Raw genomic sequence first — 18374 nt, 5'->3', positions numbered from 1 at the left:
CTCCTCTCTTATGATTTTTTGAATGTGGCTTCGTAAAGCCTTAGCCAGTTGCCGTGGGTGATCTGCGCCACCTCGGCTTCAGAGAAGCCGACGGCACGTAGCCCGTCCGGAATGACGCGGATGTCCTCTATCTTCGTGAACCACTCCGGCGGCGCAGCCTTGAGCGGTTTGCCGGCAGCACTCGCGCCGTAGTCCTCACCCCGAGTCCAGCGGCCCTTGCGCATCCACGCGTAGTCGGGCGCGGTGAAGTTGTGGCTCTTGTCGGTACCGATTGCGACCGAGTCGATGCCGGCGATATCCACGGTGCGGGCGACCATCGTGCACCACGCCTCGATGGAGGCGCAGTACTCGTCCCCGGTGATGTTCCGATAAGCTGCACAGCCGATGACGCCGCCCGTGTCTTTCAATGCACGAATGACGTCATCCGACTTGTTACGCTTGTGCATGAAAAGCGACTGCGCGTTGGCATGCGTCACAGCGATCGGTTTTTCAGACACTTTGATTGCGTCCAAGGTGGTTCGGTCGCCGACATGGCTGCAATCGACAAGGATTCCGGCTGAATTCATCTCGCGGACCACTTCCTTACCAAAGCGGGCCAGACCGGAATCCTCCGCTTCGTAGCAGGAGCCACCGAGCTCGTTCTGATTGTTGTACGTCAGTTGCACGACGCGTACGCCGAGTTCGGCGAACATCTCCACGAAACGGATGCGACCTTCAAAGAGGTTGGCGTTCTGGAAACCCATGATGATCGCGAGCTTGCCCGATTGCGATATGCGGGTGATATCACGCGCCGTAAGAGCGATCTCAGCGATGTCGGCGTTGTCTCGAACGAGGTCGCGCCAACGACCTATTGAATCCATGGATTCAACGGCACCCTCCCAGAAGCCGCAGGTATTGACGACGCCGCCCACATCTCCTGCGAGGAGAGCTTCGAAAGCGGCACGATCGAAATGACCGCATTGCAACCCGTCGATGATCATGATGCGGCTCCTTCCTTGATCCGTTCAGAGAGGTTCGAAGCCAGGAAGGAGACGTCTGTCTCGTCGTCGTTGTCTTTGCGACCGATAATGGTCCCGTCTTCGTTGACAATCATTGGGCCAGCATGTCGTCGTGAGACGACGCTGTCCGTAGCAAGCGCTTGCTTCGCAAGATGGTAGATGCGCCACCAGAGATCAGCTTCGATCTCGACACCATTGTTGAGGAGAGCCCATAGCAACGGATCGTCTTCTTCGACGTCGCCTTTAACAGGAGCAGGTCTCGCTGTCAGCACGTTGCCCAGGACTGTGATCGCCAGCCCCGATCTTCCACCGAAATCGGCCGCGAGTTCCAGTTCGTCAGCGTCTGCCGCATTCTGGACTGTCAGCTCCGCGGACCCATGGCGTGCAATGATCTCCCCAAGAAGATCGATAGCACTGGGCAGCGCGAACCACGCGTGCTCCCCATGGGCATCCAACGCGATCAAATTGCCGGTCTCGCTGACGCTGATACGCACGGGATCGGCCGACTTGAAGTCGCCGAAGCGCCTTTCAAGCATGCCGAAGCCGCCGAGGCCACGCTTTTGCGAATACATCGGGAAGTCGCAGATCGCGAGGAAAAATCCCTTTGGAAGATTGCAAAGGGAAAAGATGCGCTCGGACATCAGGCGCATCTCGCGAGGCATCACCCTCATCTTGGTGCTGGACAAGGCATTCATAGAACTGGCTCCGCCGGGTAGTACCAAGTGCCAGTGTAACCGGCACGGAGATCATCAGGCGTCGGGGCGCCGTGATAAAGGACACCGCGCAGGTTGCGGCTCAGGAAATCCCGGCTCTTGTCGATGCCGTGGATGCCGACATTCATCAGCCTCACAAGGTCGATTGGAACGAACGCTTCGGAGTTAATATTTGCGCGCGGTGTGTGATATTGGTGCCCTTCGAGGCTCTGAACACGTGACACCATGTAGCGGTGCTGCGGGTGTTTCAAGAGAAAGCGAGCGACAGAAAGCGTGCCGTCTTCGGCATTGAGATCCGCGAGCAGGGCCTGGATGTTACCGCACACATCCAGACCAAGGTCCAAGGCGTCCGGCACTTCGTCACGAGCACCTCGTCGGGGCTCTTCTGCCGTCTCGGACTTGTACCACACGTATTTGTAGGCGTCCGGACCCGACATATCCACGTCAAGAGCCCACTGGTAATCCTGGCGTACCAGCGCGATCAGATCTTCAACTCTATCTGCAGGAGAGACGACGAACTCATCGGGCGCCTCGACTGCTTGCAACAAGGCATCAGCCTGATCCGGTACGAGCTCCAGATAGAGCGAGAGGAGCGTCTCATATGCCTCAGGGACAACCTTTCCATCGAGATGGTCTGCCAATACGTCCAATGGCTGAACCGTCTCGATCTCAAAGACAGCACCGCTGGCTTGGAACTGGTTTAACTGCCCCAAGATCATCTCAAGATCGTCGGCAACCTGTGCGCTGGATGCGAACGTTTCGTAGACCATCCTGTCCTGCCGGCGAAAGAGGATCGCTCGGTGAAGAAGGTCTGTAAGCTGTTCAATAGGACGAGCCGCTTTGTCTAATATGAGCCCTCGCGCAAGCGCGATTGCCTGTTCTCGTGCCGAAAGAAGCCGGTCTATCAGCCGAGGGTGCTTGTGCACGAAGAAGATGAGCCCAAGAGCTGATCCGTTGCCTACCCCGATGAACCGGCGGAGTTCTGGCGCTAGCTTGACTGCCTGGGAGGACGCCTTGGCGGCAAGATGCTCAACCAGGTCGCAGGAAAACTCGCGCATCAGGTAGGCGGTTAGCAACTGAGCTTCGAGCACGCCCCCAAGGGCATGGCTTGCACCAAGCGATGGAAACGAGCGCGTCCCGAAAGTCCCGTTTCCGTCAAGGCCAGTATTACGCATCAGGTAGCAGACCCGAGCGATGTCCTCCACCTGAGGCTGGCGACCTTCGGCCAGCGCTGCCATGGTCTGGTCGAAGACACGCATCGATCTGTTCGACCGGCACCATATGAGGGCACGAGACGTCGCTCTGCCCGTATAAAGCTTCGGGATCTCCCGGCGAGCGCTCTCTATTTCCTCTTCCGTGGCGGGACCTTCGATGAGCGCACCCATCATGTCCCAGGCTTGGCCAATGATGCGACCTGTTCGCGCGGTGCGGCTTGGCGCACGCGAAAAGCCGATGAAGGAGAATTCCTGATTTGGTGCTTTGATCGAGTAGACAACTGTGCCATCTGCGTTGCTGTCCACATCGAACCGAACAATGCTGATGTCCCATCTTTCTCGGATCATCTTGTTCATGAATGCACGAGTCCCACTGAGCCGACTCGGCTGAATGGCGGCCAGCCTTGAGGTCTTCATCACCTCGCAGCCTGGCCTCGGCAGCGGTTTTGCTGCCTTTGTGGATTTTGCGGTCATGCCCCTCAACGCGCTCCCTGCTGCATCTTGGTTATGGCGCGAGCCGCTTCGAGAAGCGGTTCGCGGAAGGTTTCGAGATCGAAGCGTGTTTCCGGCATCACCAGCGAGACCGTGGAAAGACACTTGTCGTGGATGTCGAAGATCGGCGCGGCGATCGCGACTACTCCGCTATGGGTGTAACCGCTCGATACCGCGTAACCCTTCTGACGGGCCTCATCGAGAAGCGCATCGGCTGCGAGCGGCTCGCCGTTCTGCTTGAGCCGTTCAAGCGTTGCTGGATCCGCGAACGCTGTGAGAACACGCCCTGACGCTGACCCTTCCAGCGACATAGTGGTGCCGATCTTTTGCTCGGCCCTCAAAACGCTTCGAGATTCGACGCGCGAAACGATGCATGGCACGCCACGATCGAGAACGGCGAGCGACGCCGTCTCCTTCACCCGGTCGACGAGCATTTCAAGGATTGGCTGGACCCGTGTCCCGAGATCGGCTTGCTCCAACGCGGCCGCTGCCAACCGGCAGGAATGCATCGAAAGCCGGTAGCGCATCTCGTGATCCTGCTCGACCAGACCTGCCTCAACTAACGTCAACAGGCGCTGATAGGCCGTTGGGCGCGACAATTCCATGGCCATCGCAATCTCGGGCAGTCGCATCCCACGACTGCTTTGCGCCAACACATCGAGCACAGCCATAGTTTTGATCACCGTCGACAGAGGACGTACGCCCGAGTTTCCCTCTTGTATTCTATATGAATATTCTGTATCCATAGAGAATATATTGAACGGTCGATTGATCTATGTCAACCGCCACAAAAGCTCGCGGCTACTAATTGCGCTTTAAGTCTCAGCCGCCGCACACCGGAACATGCGCTGATAAGTCTGCTACAGACGACGGGCCCTCGATTTCGCTCGGATGCAGAGATTGGACGGCAAACTCGAACCGACTGCGTTCGGAGGACCAACCGTCACCGCAGGCCACTACTACTAGGCGGCTTGCTGCTGGGGGAGACGGAGCTGCTCGCACGGCACGATGAGGACGCCTTTGGCTACGAAGAGAATTCTTCATTCTCGCGGGGCACAGGAGCGCAAGCTAAGACTGAAATAGAGCAACCAAGAGCGATCTAGGCGCATCTTCAGTCCCGTTCAAACGGCGCTGCGAGCCTCCATTCTAGTAGACTTGTCGGAGCTGGCTGCGCTTTTGGTAACCGGTCGATAGGTCGATCATAGTGCTCCGCCGGACGACGCATCTTCGCTTTTGATCGTGCATGAACCAGCAAATGAGCTTCGACCATCCGGAAACAGCTAGCTTCATAGGAGGTTGGTACGTACGTAAATCCCATACTGAATGATCTGCGGAACGTGGTTCTGATACGTTTCAGTGGGCGGTTGAACGGTCCACCTCTGCTTCCTGGTTTCCTCTTGAAGGCCGATCATTCTGACGCTATATAGCGTCAGAATTATTGGCTCAAGAAGCCGGAGGTAAAGCCATGGGTATCGCGCAATACGCTGACGAAGGGCTTTTTTCGCCACGGAAGATTGCCGACGTCCTGCGCACCACGAGCGAGGAGATCGCCCGGACGGCCGGGCTCGGGAAGGATGCAATCCAACGGAAGGACCGGATTCGGTCCGACAGGACGCAGCGCCGTCTGCGCGAGATGACCGAGGTCGTCAACAAGATGGAGCCGCGCTTCGGATCGGCCCTTATGGCCTATGCCTGGTATCGCTCAGAACCTTTACCGGGCTTCTCAGGAATGACCGCGATGCAGTTGGTCCGGGAGGGCCGTGCGGACGAGGTTCTCGATTATATCGACGCGGTCGATGCCGGCATCCACGCCTGACAAGAGGATGCGATATGAAGGCACACTCTATCGAGCCCTGAACCCGATCTATGCACGCGAGCCAATGTCCGGGCGGGGGGCGGAGCTGTATGGAGGTCGCTTCAACAAGAAGGGCACACCAGCGCTCTACACCTGCCTCACGGTGATGACTGCCCTTCGCGAGGCCAACCAGGCCGGTAGCCTGCAGCCGACGACGTTGATCTCTTACGACGCCGACATAGGTCGAGTATTCGACACCAGGGATGAGATCGCATTGCTGGCCGAAGGGATGACCCCGTCATCTCTCGCAGACCCGACATGGCGAGACCAGATGAAGGCGGGCGGCGAGGCCCACACCCAGGCTTTCGCCCGACACCTCGCCGCCGCAGGTTATCACGGCCTGCTTGTCAGAAGCTTCGCGCCCGGCGCGAACGCGGATGATCTCAACCTGGTCCTGTGGCAATGGGGTGCAGTCGGCCCCGCCCGCCTGACGCTGATCGATGACGAGAGGCGACTCTCCCGATAGCGACAGGCGTCGTCGGCCTCATTGCCGCATGGCGAGAACCAACTGCACCGTCTCAATACTGGTCGAAGGCCTATCAGGCGGATCGCGGCAATCGTTCTTTCGAGCTTCGACCTTCCTCGAACACTATTGGATCGCGCACGAGACAGCGTCACCGGCTACGTCAAAGACGTAGATATCTTTTTCCCGAACAGAGACCGAAACGTCCTGCGCGCGCGAAGGCTGTCTCTCCATCCACCTTGACAACGAATTTCTCGCTGTTTCCAGGTTTCACACGGCCCCAACGCATAAGTTGATCCCCCGCAGGCCACCGAACCTGGCACCTCGTCCTCCCCAAAGTTGACCGATGGGCTGTTACCCTCTGCCTACACCACCGGACGCGGAAATAATTTCCGCATCCGTTCCCCCCTGTGATCTCCCGGTGAGGAGCCCTTTGCCGGGTACATCACGTCTACATTGCGCGGATATTCCCGCACCACCGCCTTGCTCACCAGATTAGCCACGATCCCGGCAACCGGCGCCATGCTTCCGCAGGAGGTTCTGTTGTGGCACCACGTCAGACAAACTTCCCAAGCCCGTTATTTTTCTGGCTGCAGGACGCGGAGTTGAAACGGGTGACGGCTCCCTAGAGACCCTCAGAACCCGCTAGCTCCGCCGAAGGGTGGCAAGCAAAGCCAGGCTTTTTTCGATTCCACCGCATACGCCGTGATAGGGAGTAACGGGGGAGACGAGATGTAGGATGAACGGCGTTTGCGGAAGTAGCAGGACGGACCGGCGGCAGGCTCGGATCTTGGAGTTCTTCTGGCTGCGAGCCGCCGTAGTTATCAGCCACGAGCGCGCTTGAATAGTTGTCTCGGCTTCGTCGAACCCGCGTGCTCGCTCGGAGCGCCCCCGCTGCTGGCGCACTGTCTCTGCGGCGTGCGTTTCTGCTCCTCTGAACCCCTTGACGTCTTGGCTCCTCGTTATCGCCGGCAGCCTCAGTGTCGGCCGACCACTGATACATCATGAAGCCGGATCGCTACCTTTGGCCGACGGGATCCACTGCAAACGTTGTTACCTGCAGAATCGCAGACTCGTGGTTTGACAACGCGAAACGGCGATCATGAATCGCGACAGGATAAATTGAGACGAAGCGTGTTGATGTGTAGGCAACGTAATCACCCATGATCCAAAACACCCTGCACTAAAGCAACCCGGCCGCGGCAGCGCCGCTGAGGCCTACAAGTGAGACACGCTGGCCTGCAGCCCTCGCTCTTGAAGAGAATCGAACCGGGGGCCCCTTAGTTGAAGTCGAAGTACCCATATTTCCCTTGCCTCCTGGCAGAAGCGCAACCTACTCCACTAGGGGTTCACCACGTTAGGGCACGTGGTGTGATGGCGCGGCCAAGCAACGTGACTATCGCGATGGCAACGGGATACCAGGTTGCTACAAACGTTGCGCCGTCGTTCAGGCAGGCGATCGTGTAGGAGAGCGCCCCAACTGAACCTGCGAGCAGCCCTGCTGCCACACCCGCATTGGTCAGGCGCGTCGGGATGCCTCGACGCATTGCAATGAGAATAACGACCAGCGCGGGCAGGGACGCCGCGATGATGGTGCCGACGCATAAGACAACAGAAAGGCTGTGAGCTCCGAAAACTGGAAGATTGCTTCGGTCCAGAAGAGCTCCAATAAGCAAGAAGACGCCCGCGGGGAGAACCCCCTGCATCAAACGCGCTCTCTCTCCCGGAGTTACCGCGGCCCACACAGCGTGCACAGCGCCTGCAGCGAGCAGCAACATCCCGATGACCTTGAACTGAGACGTCCACGACCAAAAATAGTCGCTGAAGTCTGCACGCGCGCCGGCCGTTGCGAGGACCACTGCGATTGCCGCCAAAAGAGCTATGACAAGAGCCACCGCAAACAGCTTAGTAAACCTCAGTCCGCCGGTTCGCTCGTCTCCTGCCTCCAAAGCCAGTTGCTTGATCAGGACGTTGGTGCTTTCGAACCTTTGGCGTTCGTGCTCGCTCATCATCAGAATTTATCCTTGGCCATGGCCGTCAGCCTTTTCAGTGACCGATGGAATGCCACCCTCACAGCGCCCTCTGTCGAGCCTAACCGTTCGGCAGCCTCTCTGGCGGAAGCGCCATCGATCCCCATGATACGAACCGCCGCCTGTTCTCTTTGGGAAAGACTTCCAATTAGCCGCTCGATATCGCCGTTTGACCGATCCGGATCCACCTCTTCCGCTGCGAAGATATTTGCCCATTCCTCGTCCGTCAGTTCAATGCGGCCGCGGCCCTCCCGGCGCAACCTGCGACAGGCGTCAATGATCTTGTAGCGTGTGATCGCGTTCAGCCACGGCCGCAGCGGTCTATGTGGGTCGCGGTGACCCCGGCGTGAATGGACGGCGATCAGCACCTCCTGCACCGGCGGTTTATATCCGAGCGATGAGTGCGGCCGCTCGGTGTTGTAGTAGCGTCGCCAAGCTTCGATGATGACCTTTGCCTCGGCGAGGCTATAGAAGATTTCACCGTTGAGCAGTTCGTCGCGAAGCTTCGAGTTGAAGCTCTCGCAGTAGCCGTTCTCCCATGGGCTTCCTGGTTCGATGAATGCGGTCTTCGCACCGACAGCAGCAATCCACTCCCGCACGGCCTTGGCGATGAACTCCGGGCCGTTGTCGGAACGAACATGACCCGGCACGCCGCGCAGGATGAACAGGTCCGACAAGACATCAATGACGTAGGTGGAGTTGAGCTTGCGATCGATGCGGATTGCCAGGCATTCCCGGGTGAACTCGTCGATGATGTTGAGCATGCGGAATTTCCTGCCATTGTGGGTGCGGCCCTCGACGAAGTCATAGGACCAGACATGGTTGGGGTGCTCCGGTCGAAGCCGGATGCACGATCCGTTATTCAGCCAGAGACGTCCTCTTTTCGGTTGCTTCTGGGGAACCTTAAGCCCCTCCCGCCGCCAGATGCGCTCGACGCGCTTGGCATTCACCGTCCAGCCTTCGCACCGCAGCATCGCGGTGATCCTGCGATAGCCATAACGGCCATAGCGGGAAGCGAGCCGGATGATGTCGGCGGTCAATGCCTCTTCATCTGGCCTGCCTCCAGGCCTCTTGCGCTGGGTCGAACGGTGCTGGCCCAGAACCTTGCAGGCGAAGCGCTCCGAGACGGAGAACTTCGCCATGACATGGTCAATGCATCGGCGGCGGCGGGAAGGGCTCAGAAGTTTCCCGAGGCAGCCTCCTTCAAAATCAGTTTCTCGAGCGTCAGGTCCGACACCGCCTTGCGAAGCCGCTCGTTCTCTTTCTCAAGGTCCTTCAGCCGCTTTACCTGGTCACCCTTCAGGCCACCGAACTCCTTGCGCCAGCGGTAATAGGTGAACTGCGTCACGCCGATCAAACGAACCGCTTCGCCAACAGATCGGCCCTGAGACAACAGAACATCGACCTGGCGCAGCTTTGCGACAATCTCTTCGGGCTTGTGCTTCTTCTGGGGCATTCCAACGTCCTCTCAAATGGCTCAATAGCCTAATTCAGGGAGGACCACTTTTCAGGGGACAGACCACTCCAGTGTCACCCGCAGTCGGTGTCCCGACTGGAACAGTTACGTTCTCGGGCGCGGGGATCAGTGAAACCGTCGCCTTGAACGGCACCGGTGTGGCTCAGGTCACGTCGACGTCCTTGACGAGTGGCACCATCACCGCGATCTACAATGGCGACAGCCATTACGAGGTCAGCTCGTCTACCGTTGCCGTTGACGTTAAAGCACCATTGGCATTGTCTCCTGCTGCAGGTGCATTGCCAGCTGGAAACGTCGGCAGCATCTACAGCCAGGCATTTACGGTAACTGGAGGAACTGCTCCTTATACCTACACACTGTCTGGCGATCATGCTCCGGGTCTGACCCTGAATTCGACAACGGGTGTTCTGTCTGGAACCCTGACTGTGAGCGATGGCTTCAGCTTCACGATCCAGGCTGTTGACGATGCAGGTCGCACGGTAAGTGCAGCCTACACCTTGGCGGTTGCTCCAGCAGAACCAGTGGCAACCTCGACAACGGTGGCCGCTTCGCCATCTACCAGCGTTGCTGGGGAGACGGTTGAAGTCAGCGCCGTCGTCCAATCTCTGGCGGCTGGATCGGGTACACCGACTGGCACCGTGACCTTCACGGGCGCTGGTCTCAACCAGACAGTCACCCTCGATGCCGCGGGCAGTGCCTCTGTGACATCGACATCGCTGACATCGGGAACCATCACTGCAACCTACAACGGTGACAGCCAGTTCTCGGGAAGCGCAGGCACGGCAACGGTAACGGTCAATGCACCGAACACCTTGGTGTTCACGCCTGCTGGCGGTTCGCTTGCTGAAGCCATGGCGGGCGAAGAGTACAGCCAGCCGATCTCGGCCACTGGTGGCTCCGGTGCCATTACCTACCGTGTGGCCTCAGGATCGCTTCCGGAACGGATGGTGCTCAACGTCTCGACTGGTGAATTGACTGGCCCCTCTGCCGAGGACGCTGAAGGCAACTACACCTTCACGATCGAAGCCCGCGATGGCACCGGAGCGACGGGTACTGCTACCTTCTCGCTCAAGGTCAACCCGCGCGCGGTAACGGCTGCCGATCAGGTCATCAGTGTACCTGAAGGCTCTTCTCCGCCGAACGTCTATCTGAACCGCGGTGCAACGGGTGGTCCGTTCATCTCGGCTAACCTGGTGTTCGTGGAGCCGTCTTTCGCTGGCCGTGCAGAGATCATCCAAGGGGAATTGGCTCAGGCTGGTCCAGTATCACCTGTTGGCTGGTACCTGAAGTTCACGCCAAGCCCGGGATATTCGGGTCAGGCTAAGGTGGGCTATCGTCTCGTCAGCGCACTTGGCTCAAGCTCAGGTACGGTCACCTACCACCTCTCCTATGCTGCCTCGCAGGTTGCTGAAGAGATCGACAGCCTCGTTCATGACTTCGTTCGCACAAGGCAAAGCCTGATCGCCAACGCGATCAAGGTACCTGGCCTCATGGAACGCCGTCAGATGGCAAAGTCTTCGGAAGCTGTCACAACCAAGGTCTCGCCATCTGAAAGAGGCCTGACCCTTGGCTTCTCGACCAGCCTTGCACAGATGGAAGCTGCAAGAGATGCCGCGGACGGCGTGACCGATGCCATCCCGTCACTCTTCAACGTCTGGATCGATGGCACCTTCCTTGCCCATAACCGTGATGGGAACGGTAACGGCAAGTGGGGCAGCTTCGCAGCTCTCTCCATCGGTGCTGACTATCTGCTGACAGAGAAGGCTCTTGTAGGTCTGTCCTTCCACTACGACTACATGAAGGATCCGACTGAGGAGGATGCCGAACTGACAGGCAACGGCTGGCTTGCTGGCCCCTATGCCTCCCTCGAGATCGGCAACGACGTGTTCTGGGACACCAGCATCCTCTATGGCGGCTCGTCGAACGACATCGACACGCTGCTGTGGGATGGATCCTTCGACACCACCCGCTGGCTCTTCGACACCTCGATCAAGGGTCAGTGGCAGCTTGATGACGTAACCGTTCTGACGCCGAAGCTACGGGCCGTCTACTTCTCAGAAAAGGTCGAGGACTATAGTGTCAGGAACGACCTCGGAGACGTCATCGAGATCGACGGCTTCAGGGAAGAGCAGTTCCGCGTAAGCCTTGGTGCCGAGATATCCAGACAGTTCAATCTGGATAACGGATCTACCCTGACGCCGAAGCTTGGTGCCACGGTTGGCTACTCTGGGCTGGATGGAGCAGGTGCCTTCGGCAACATGTCTCTGGGTGCCTCGCTCAACACGGCCGATGAATGGAATATCGATGCAGGAGCTCTCTTCGGCATCGAAGGAGACGGCCAAAGATCGGCAGGCGTTAAGGTCGGGATCAGCAAACGGTTCTAACAGACGCCCATAATCAAGACATGAAGGGGAGCCACTGGCTCCCTTCATTTTTCTACATGTGTCGTTTAGGGCAAGCCGCAACACCCTTATGAGGTGCGGGATGACACCGTCGGATGGATCAAAAGCAGCAATGAATAACATGACTAAAGCGGGCCGCGAAAATCTTCCGCATGTAGTTACCGCGATCAACTCCCACGTCATTCGCGTTCAGAAGTCCTTACGCCAAAGCGGCATCTAGCCGAAGCGCTGAAAGCAAGAAGAACGCCGTTCGGTGTCGCGAAGGTTAGACTGCGAGGTGGGAGATCCGGCGCATCCCATAGCGAGACACGCTCCTGGGTTCGTTTGCTCGGTAAACGTTCCAGCAGCAAGTGATTGTCCTTGCCCGAAGCAGAACGGATGTTGGAAGCTGACGTTGCGGCTGCTAGGTTCTATTCCTTGCCGGCCACCGCCTCGGCCAATGCTGTGGCCAACTGAGCTTGAGTGAAGGGTTTGGCGAGCCTGAGAAGGCTAGAGTCTGCTTCCTCCGGTAGTTCAGCATAGCCCGTCGCCAGTATAATTGGAATGTCGTGCTCGCGCTGCTTGATCTCCGCGGCCAGTTGCGAGCCTGTCATTGCAGGCATCGCGTGATCGGTGATGATGAGCTCGATATCAGGCGCCTGCTTCAGGACACGCAGCGCCTCTTCTGCCGATTGAGCCTGTAACGGCCGATGCCCAAGATCTTCAAGCATGAGAACCGTGTTTATCAGCACCAGCGGATCATCGTCGACAGCAAGTATCGTCAATGGAGGAAGGCTCTGCTGAGGCGCCTCATCGGGCACCTGCATCTCCTGGACGATGATCTGAGCCTGCGGCAGCCACAGCTCGGCTGTCGTTCCTTCGCCCTTGACGGATTTCATGACGAGCTTGCCGCCGGATTGCTCCATCAGACCCTGCACCATCGAAAGTCCCAAGCCGGTCCCCTTACCGACGCCCTTCGTGGTAAAGAAAGGTGCAGTTGCACTAGCGAGTGTTTCAGCATCCATGCCCTCGCCCTCATCCTTGACCGACAGGCAGATGTAACGCCCGGATTTCAGGTCAGGTACCTCCCCCTCCTTGATTTCGCGCACCTTGGCTGCGATCACCAGCGATCCACCGCTCGGCATCGCGTCCCGAGCATTGACGACCAGGTTAAGCAGCGCGCTCTCGAGCTGATTTGCATCAGTGAAGGCCTTTGGCATGACAAGCGGAAAAATGGTCTCAACAGAGATCGACGGGCCAATCGATCGCTGGAACAGGTCGGTCATGCCGCGTACAAGATCGAGTACATCAACCGCCTCAAGCTTGAGCTCCTGCTTGCGTGAGAAGGCGAGCATACGCTGAGTGAGTGATGCGCCGCGCTGGGCGCCCTTGATGGCGTTTTCGATGAGCGGGATGACGTCTTGCCCCTGGAGCGCACGCCGATGAGCGATTTCCAAGCTGCCCAGCACCGCCATCAGCAGATTGTTGAAGTCATGCGCGATCCCGCCGGTCAACTGGCCCACTGCCTCCATTTTTTGCGCTTGGAAAAGCTCCTCCCTTGCCTTTTCCAGCGCACGCTGGGCTTCCCGCTTTTCGGTGATATCCCGCGTGACCTTGGCGAAACCTATGAGGTTGCCGTCGCTGTCACGAATTGCGTCGATGATAACGCTTGCCCAGAAGCGGGTGCCGTCCTTGCGCAGCCGCCACCCTTCCTTCTCGAAACGTCCTTCTTTTGCGGCTACGTCCAGAGCCGTAGCCGGAAGCCCAACGGCCTTGTCTTCATCGGTGTAGAAGCTGGAGAAGTGCTTCCCGATGATTTCATCCGGCTGATAACCCTTGATACGCTGCGCTCCCGCGTTCCAGCTCGCCACATTGCCTGACGGATCGAGCATGTAGATTGCGTAGTCGGTAACACCTTGCACCAGTAGCCGAAACTGCTCTTCGCTTCTCTTCAGTTCTACTTCGGCCCGCTTCCGCTCCGACAGATCACGAGTGATCTTCGCAAAGCCCAACAGCTGACCCGAGGGATCCCTGATTGCATCAATGACAACATGGGCCCAGTAGCGATTGCCATCTTTGCGAACTCGCCAACCTTCACTCTCGAACCGTCCCTCGGACGCCGCGGTTGCCAAGGCTCGGGCGGGCAGCCCGGCATCGCGATCCTCAGGAAGGTAAAAGCGTGAGAAGTGCTCCCCGAGAATTTCATCCTCGCGATAGCCTTTGGATCGTTGAGCGCCAGAATTCCAGCTGCTGACATAGCCCTCGGTGTCCAGCATGTAGATTGCGTAATCGGTGATAGCTTCCACCAGCAGACGATAGCGTGATCGGGCCTGGTGCTTTCATTCCGGCTGCAGAGCGCTTTGGGCTGATCGAACAACTCGACCAGCACATTGTCATCAAAGCATTTTCTTACCTTGACGCTATGCCCCGTGGAGAAAGAGAAACCAGAGGCCTGTTCATAAATCTCTCCGGCATAACCCTTAGCGCGCCAGAAGCCGTCGTGATCGATTATCCTCGCAAGGACCTCCTGGAAGCACCGGCTGTCTCCCTCCTCAGGCCGGAGCGCTACAATCTTCTGCCCGTAGAGGACAACTCTGTCTTCGCGCATTGCATCTTGCAGCCGGGTAGCCCCATCCATGTCCTTATGCTGGCGGCTGACCTCCTCATCCGTAAGACCGCCCACCTGGACCCGGTTACGACCTTTGTCCTTTGCGAGGAAGCAGGCTGCATCTGCAAGGCCAACCGCCTGATCAAACTGCAGATCTTCCTTGCCACCGAAGGCAACGACCCCGACGCTAAGGGTCACCCTATAGGTCCTGCCCTGCCAGACGAAGTTGATGCCCTTGACTGCCTCGCGTAACCGACTGCCAAGTTGAGCAGCCTCATCCAAGCTACAGTTTTGGCGCAGTAATACAAACTCGTCGCCACCAAATCTGGCAAGGACATCGTCATCCGAACATTCATCCTTGAGCGCCTGCGCGACGTGTAACAGAAGACTATCTCCAGCTGCGTGGCTGCACCGATCATTGACAATCTTGAAGTGGTCAATGTCCATATACAACAACGCATGGGGCCCGGGACCATTAATCTCATTCGTCCTCTGCGAGAGCCCGCGCCGGTTTAGAAGTGATGTCAGTGAATCATGCTGCGCCTGGTGGCTTACCTCCCGAGCCAGTTCAGTGGCTTCTGTGACGTCGTGCCCTTGGACAAAGATGCCGGTAATTTTGCCATGGAGGTCAATCATCGGCTGATAGATCAAGTCGATAAAACGCTCCTCGAGCTCACCACCCGAAAAACGCTGAAGTTGGATGGGGACTGCCCGTCCGATGAACGGCTCGCCTGTGGCATAGACTCGATCTAGCTTGTCCAGAAATCCTTGCGTGACGACTTCCGGAAGGACTTGGGCCAATGGCCGACCGACTATCTCCCTCTGCCCGACGAGCCTCCGATAGGCATCATTGGCCAACTCGAAGACGTGCTCCGGGCCGTGCAGAACGCAGATAAAGCCTGGCGCCTGCTGAAAAAGCTGTCGGAGCCGCTCCCGCTCCACGTTGAGCGCGCGTTGAACTTCTTGCGGATGAACAGAACCATCCACCGCCACGAAGTCGGCAGCGTCGTCAAGGCTCCGGCGCCAAGCCAACTCGGTGGGGCAATTGAGGATGGCTTGCATCTTGCCCGCCTCGTCGAAGAGAGGAATGTTCGAGACGCTCCAGAAGCGAACAACGAAATCGTTCTCATTGCCGTTGCAGAGAGAATAGGGCAGTGCGACAAGCCGGTCAGGCTCACCGCTAGCAACCACTCGATCAAACGACGCTGAGAGAAGTTCTCTCTGCTGCTCGTTTGCCCCAGGGAAGATCTCAAACAGGGAGCGACCGACCAGCGGACCTTCTTCCGTCTGCGCAAGATGTGCATACGCCTTATTACAGGCTTGAAGAACGAGGTCGCGGCTAAGGACCGCTACGGGCGTCGGCACGGCCTCAAAGGCGCTTCTGATATTCACAGCTCATCCCAGTATGGAGAATCGACGAGGTGTTCCTTCACGTTTCATCGGAGATAACGCACGATTGGCAAACGACCACCTTGATTGTTGTTAGGGCTTTTTCATTGTTACTAGAGCGTAACTAGCACGATCAGGTTGAGGCTTCAGGTCGACGCGGTGACTGCATCGCGATCTAACGTTTGCTGAGGGAGCCGTCTTTAGAGGAGCTTTTCCTTGGAGAGCTCGAACGAATTTCAGGCCTGCGATGCACAAGCTGACAGTCGTTCTAAAACTGCAAGATATTGGCCTCTCCCGGTAAATCTAAATGGGCTGGGCCTTACTTTTTATTCTTTGCCGATGCCCAAAAGTAATTGGATCTTGAGTGATCGCGCCATTACCTTTGGTCGCGCCGCGAGGCAGAGGCCCGTTACCCCATGCTCTAGAAGCAGCGGGCCTCGTTCATGCCCGCATTGCGACCTGCCGCGGCAACCGTTTCAACGGGGCGAGGTCAATTCTAATAAACTCGTCCTGAAGTTACTCAGGTCAAAGATCTAGCAAGCGGGCGGTCAGACTTCATTAACCGTTTCCAGTGATAGTTGCCGTGGGTTCAGTGAGTGGTTCCCTTTCGACTAAAGGGCTCAGACGGGAAAAACGGCTGAGCCCTTTAGTCGTTTTAGCGATCGCTCATCCTTGGTCGCACAAGGTTCGCCATTTATCCACCGCCTGCCTCACCGCCAATTGAGGCACCCAAAGGAGAGCTGCCCCCTTCTTAACACACACCTCCGGGTGGCTCTCCTTTGTTTGTTGTCCGATCTGGTGCTCCGGAACCTTCGCGCACTCATATAGTTCTGAACACGCGAAGCGTCCAACCAATCCCCATCGTCCTTTCACGATGCTTCGCTTGAGAAAGGCTCGCCGCCCCCGCCGCGAGCCTTTTCTTCTGAATGATTGCACCCCCCTTCGAACTAGGAGACTCCTCGGCGAACTTGCTTTCGTCGTCGGGAACGACCTCCACGAGCATCTCCGGCGACGGAGCATTGGTGATCCTTGTGATATTCTCTGACGTCACTCGCTATAAGACGCACGTACTCTTGTTCGGCAATGCCATAAGGACCTGCCCCTCGAACCCGGCCTTTTCCTTCTTGTGCAAGATCGGTGCTAGTTCTCCTCGAACATCGGCTCGTTGGCGGCTGTTCATCCGAACCAGCAACAAGCCACACCACACCAAGGGACCCTCGGTAGAAGAAATAACGAATGATTTCCTATACCGATAATTAATGAAAAACAAAAGCTTCCTCTCCCATAGATCCTCCATCGAGGGTGAGGATCACGACATTGGCTGAGAAAAACATCAAGCGTCCGCTTTGGATGACGATCACTGCCTGCGGGTTCGCTGCAGTGCTTTTTTCAAGCATCGCCATTGGTGGGACCGCCTGGTATCGCCAATCCGTCGCAAGTAACGACGCTCTTGCCCGCGAGGCCACAGGCGATCTAGCGCTAGTAGAGACTGACATGGCTGCGCAAAGAAAAGCAGCATCGGCTCTAGCGCTGGCGATCGCAGGACAGCCCGACACCGCTGACCTGATCCAGCGAAATGCACGCGAGGATATCATCGCTCGCTACACCGGATCGTTGCCTGCCGTGATCGCAGAAGGCGGCCTGCAACTCATCACCTTTATCAGTGGCAAGGGCGAAGCCGTCGCCCGCATCCACACGCCGGACAAATTCGGTGACGATATGACGTCACGCCGCAAAACGGTCGTGGAAGCGTTGTCCAGCGGGAAGCTTGTCGCCGGCACCGAGCCCGGCCGCTCAGCGGTCAGCATGTTTGCATCGGCCCCTGTGGTGCGAGACGGCGAAGTGATCGGTTTGGTTGACGTCGGGACGGGCTTGACCAACGCCTACTTCGAGCCACTCGCCAGACGGATCGGTGGGGAGATCGCAGTCCATATCCTTGTTGATGGGAAACTAGAGAAGCAGGCATCGACATCGCAGACCGGCTTCCTTTCGGAGCAGGTGCTGAAGTCAGCTTTCGATGGGTCACTCGTTCAAGAGCAAGTCACGACCGCGAACGGCACGTATCTGGTTAGAACCGTTCCATTCAACAATTTCTCCGGCGCCAAGATTGGGATTCTCGAAATTGCATCCGACGTCACCTCAGTTGTGGAGGATGCTCGCACGGCCATCTGGATGACCGTTGGCGGAACGCTTGCCGTTTCACTCCTTTCTCTGATTGGCTTCTTCTTTTTTGCCCGTTCGCTGGGGAGCTCACTCGGCCGCTTGACAGGGACGATGTCCCGACTGGCCAGTGGGGACCTCAATGCTGCGATCGACGGTGGAGGTCGTCCCGACGAAGTTGGCGCGATGGCGCGTGCGGTGCAGGTATTCAAGGACAATGCTCTGCGCACCAGGGAACTTGAGCAGCAGGCGGAATCTCAACGCAGCCAGTCGGAAGAACAGCGTCGCCGCGCCGCGGAACAGGAGCGGATCCGTGCCGAAGCCATGGCACAGGCAACCTCTGGGCTTGCGGACGGTCTCAAGCAACTGGCAGCTGGCAACCTCACCTTCCAGCTGTCGCAGTCATTTGCCCAGGAGTTCGAGCAGCTGCGTGCCGACTTCAATCAGGCGGTCCAGCAACTGCGGGAAACAATGACATCTGTCACAGAATCCACCGGCTCGATCGACAGCGGCTCGCGCGAAATCAGCCAGAGCGCCGAAGACCTGTCGAAGCGCACCGAGCAGCAGGCTGCCTCGCTCGAGGAGACCGCAGCC

At 57.8% G+C, this 18374-nt stretch carries 12 protein-coding genes and 3 pseudogenes; 5 read left to right on the top strand and 10 right to left on the bottom strand.

Annotated elements, in window-relative coordinates; genetic code table 11:
- Positions 1-8: 8 nt before the first annotated feature.
- The 4 genes from M0654_RS21315 to M0654_RS21300 all read right to left on the bottom strand — a co-directional run bounded on the left by M0654_RS21315 (position 9) and on the right by M0654_RS21300 (position 4163).
- Positions 9-980 (bottom strand): dipeptidase, encoded by a 972-nt coding sequence (locus tag M0654_RS21315; protein WP_248684815.1) that lies wholly within the window; start codon positions 978-980, stop codon positions 9-11.
- Positions 977-1693: a hypothetical protein gene (locus M0654_RS21310; RefSeq protein ID WP_248684814.1), complete on the bottom strand. Its 717-nt coding sequence runs from the start codon at positions 1691-1693 to the stop codon at positions 977-979. Before M0654_RS21310 ends, M0654_RS21315 begins: the two co-directional genes overlap by 4 nt.
- Positions 1690-3282, bottom strand: a complete 1593-nt coding sequence (locus tag M0654_RS21305) for a hypothetical protein (RefSeq protein WP_248684813.1) — start codon at positions 3280-3282, stop codon at positions 1690-1692. The genes M0654_RS21310 and M0654_RS21305 overlap by 4 nt, the downstream gene beginning before the upstream one ends.
- A 122-nt stretch (positions 3283-3404) precedes the next feature.
- Positions 3405-4163 (bottom strand): IclR family transcriptional regulator, encoded by a 759-nt coding sequence (locus M0654_RS21300; RefSeq protein ID WP_282571733.1) that lies wholly within the window; start codon positions 4161-4163, stop codon positions 3405-3407.
- Positions 4164-4882: 719 nt separating this feature from the next.
- Between M0654_RS21300 and M0654_RS21295 the strand changes: the two genes are divergently transcribed.
- Both M0654_RS21295 and M0654_RS21290 read left to right on the top strand, forming a co-directional pair.
- Complete coding sequence (locus M0654_RS21295) at positions 4883-5233, top strand: MbcA/ParS/Xre antitoxin family protein (RefSeq protein ID WP_118852068.1); 351 nt, start codon at positions 4883-4885, stop codon at positions 5231-5233.
- A 7-nt stretch (positions 5234-5240) separates the two neighbouring features.
- On the top strand, positions 5241-5738 hold the full coding sequence (locus M0654_RS21290) for an RES family NAD+ phosphorylase (RefSeq protein ID WP_118852850.1): 498 nt from the start codon (positions 5241-5243) through the stop codon (positions 5736-5738).
- A gap of 1346 nt (positions 5739-7084) precedes the next feature.
- Here the strand turns inward: M0654_RS21290 and M0654_RS21285 are convergent.
- The 3 genes and pseudogenes from M0654_RS21285 to M0654_RS21275 form a co-directional block, all read right to left on the bottom strand.
- A complete protein-coding gene (locus tag M0654_RS21285; protein WP_248684811.1) occupies positions 7085-7747 on the bottom strand; it encodes an NrsF family protein in 663 nt (220 codons plus the stop codon).
- Positions 7747-7953 carry a sigma factor-like helix-turn-helix DNA-binding protein gene (locus M0654_RS22830; protein WP_313791100.1) on the bottom strand — a complete coding sequence of 69 codons (207 nt, stop codon included), beginning with the start codon at positions 7951-7953 and terminating at the stop codon, positions 7747-7749. The genes M0654_RS21285 and M0654_RS22830 overlap by 1 nt, the downstream gene beginning before the upstream one ends.
- A gap of 171 nt (positions 7954-8124) precedes the next feature.
- Positions 8125-9221, bottom strand: a pseudogene (locus M0654_RS21275) (IS3 family transposase); the annotation flags it as partial.
- Between the two features lie 71 nt (positions 9222-9292).
- Here M0654_RS21275 and M0654_RS21270 point away from each other — a divergent pair.
- Positions 9293-11626: a putative Ig domain-containing protein gene (locus M0654_RS21270; protein WP_248684810.1), complete on the top strand. Its 2334-nt coding sequence runs from the start codon at positions 9293-9295 to the stop codon at positions 11624-11626.
- A 428-nt stretch (positions 11627-12054) separates the two neighbouring features.
- Here the strand turns inward: M0654_RS21270 and M0654_RS21265 are convergent, their stop codons facing one another.
- A complete protein-coding gene (locus M0654_RS21265; protein ID WP_248684809.1) occupies positions 12055-13929 on the bottom strand; it encodes a hybrid sensor histidine kinase/response regulator in 1875 nt (624 codons plus the stop codon).
- Between the two features lie 14 nt (positions 13930-13943).
- Between M0654_RS21265 and M0654_RS23000 the strand changes: the two are divergent.
- Positions 13944-14060, top strand: a pseudogene (locus M0654_RS23000) (hypothetical protein); the annotation flags it as partial.
- A 255-nt stretch (positions 14061-14315) separates the two neighbouring features.
- Here the strand turns inward: M0654_RS23000 and M0654_RS21260 are convergent.
- Both M0654_RS21260 and M0654_RS21255 read right to left on the bottom strand, forming a co-directional pair.
- Positions 14316-15623: pseudogene (locus M0654_RS21260) on the bottom strand (diguanylate cyclase); the annotation flags it as partial.
- Between the two features lie 1253 nt (positions 15624-16876).
- Positions 16877-17023 carry a hypothetical protein gene (locus M0654_RS21255; protein WP_248684808.1) on the bottom strand — a complete coding sequence of 49 codons (147 nt, stop codon included), beginning with the start codon at positions 17021-17023 and terminating at the stop codon, positions 16877-16879.
- On the opposite strand from M0654_RS21255, the gene M0654_RS21250 reads away from it, so the two are divergent.
- Positions 16971-18374, top strand: a 1404-nt coding sequence (locus tag M0654_RS21250) for a cache domain-containing protein (RefSeq protein WP_390921021.1), incomplete at its 3' end; no start/stop codon positions are given. The two genes, M0654_RS21255 and M0654_RS21250, sit on opposite strands and share 53 nt — an antisense overlap.

The sequence above is a fragment of the Neorhizobium turbinariae genome (genome assembly GCF_023223505.1).
Lineage (GTDB): Bacteria > Pseudomonadota > Alphaproteobacteria > Rhizobiales > Rhizobiaceae > Neorhizobium > Neorhizobium turbinariae.
Note: the sequence above shows the minus strand (reverse complement) of the source record. Positions and strands in the feature narration are given on the sequence as shown.

What these genes read in the sequence shown, in the direction of transcription:
- M0654_RS21255 (WP_248684808.1), bottom strand. Translation starts at nt 17,023, where the DNA reads ATGGCGATGCTTGAAAAAAGCACTGCAGCGAACCCGCAGGCAGTGATC.
- M0654_RS21300 (WP_282571733.1), bottom strand. Translation starts at nt 4,163, where the DNA reads ATGGATACAGAATATTCATATAGAATACAAGAGGGAAACTCGGGCGTA.
- M0654_RS21285 (WP_248684811.1), bottom strand. Translation starts at nt 7,747, where the DNA reads ATGATGAGCGAGCACGAACGCCAAAGGTTCGAAAGCACCAACGTCCTG.
- M0654_RS21315 (WP_248684815.1), bottom strand. Translation starts at nt 980, where the DNA reads ATGATCATCGACGGGTTGCAATGCGGTCATTTCGATCGTGCCGCTTTC.
- M0654_RS21310 (WP_248684814.1), bottom strand. Translation starts at nt 1,693, where the DNA reads ATGAATGCCTTGTCCAGCACCAAGATGAGGGTGATGCCTCGCGAGATG.
- M0654_RS21295 (WP_118852068.1), top strand. Translation starts at nt 4,883, where the DNA reads ATGGGTATCGCGCAATACGCTGACGAAGGGCTTTTTTCGCCACGGAAG.
- M0654_RS21290 (WP_118852850.1), top strand. Translation starts at nt 5,241, where the DNA reads ATGCGATATGAAGGCACACTCTATCGAGCCCTGAACCCGATCTATGCA.
- M0654_RS21305 (WP_248684813.1), bottom strand. Translation starts at nt 3,282, where the DNA reads ATGAACAAGATGATCCGAGAAAGATGGGACATCAGCATTGTTCGGTTC.